General features: G+C 61.6%; 1 protein-coding gene. It reads right to left on the bottom strand.

The annotated features are described in order from the left end of the window. Window positions 1-190: 190 nt before the first annotated feature. Window positions 191-596: isocitrate/isopropylmalate family dehydrogenase (locus JTN19_RS14525; protein WP_242531171.1), on the bottom strand; the 406-nt coding region annotated here is incomplete at its 5' end.

Here is a 596-nt window from a genome sequence, read left to right as displayed (position 1 = left end):
TTAGAAGGGACTTCCGTTTCTACGGAGATTTTCAACGGGCCTGCCAATTTGTTCTCCTGCTGCATATGTTTAATATAATTTCTTTTGGAAATAAAATCGCATAAAATTAGGATTGGTTGATTTTCTGCCTTTAGTATTTTGGAGGTTGTAGCTTACTGCAATCGTTGATCCACCCCTCGGGAAACAATAGCTACAGACAGGTCAGCACCGCATCCCCCATCTGCGCCGTCGTCAGCACCGCCTCGCCGGGGGCCGCGATATCGCCCGTGCGGGCACCCTGCGCCAAGACCCGCTCCACCGCCGCCTCCAGATGCGCCGCATCCTCCGGCCGCCCCGCGCTCCAGCGCAGCAGCAGCGCCACCGACAAGATGGACCCCAGCGGGTTCGCCACCCCCTGGCCCGCGATGTCGGGCGCGGAGCCATGCACCGGCTCATAGAGCGCCCGCCTGCGCCCCGACGCATCCAGTGCGGAGAGTGACGCGGAAGGCAGCATCCCAAGCGAGCCGATGATGGCGCCCGCCGCGTCGCTCAGCAGGTCGCCGAAGAGGTTGTCGGTCACGATCACGTCGAAGCGGCGTGGGCTGCGGGCCAGTTGG

It is taken from the genome of Roseococcus thiosulfatophilus (genome assembly GCF_017311575.1).
GTDB lineage: Bacteria > Pseudomonadota > Alphaproteobacteria > Acetobacterales > Acetobacteraceae > Roseococcus > Roseococcus thiosulfatophilus.
Note: the sequence above shows the minus strand (reverse complement) of the source record. Positions and strands in the feature narration are given on the sequence as shown.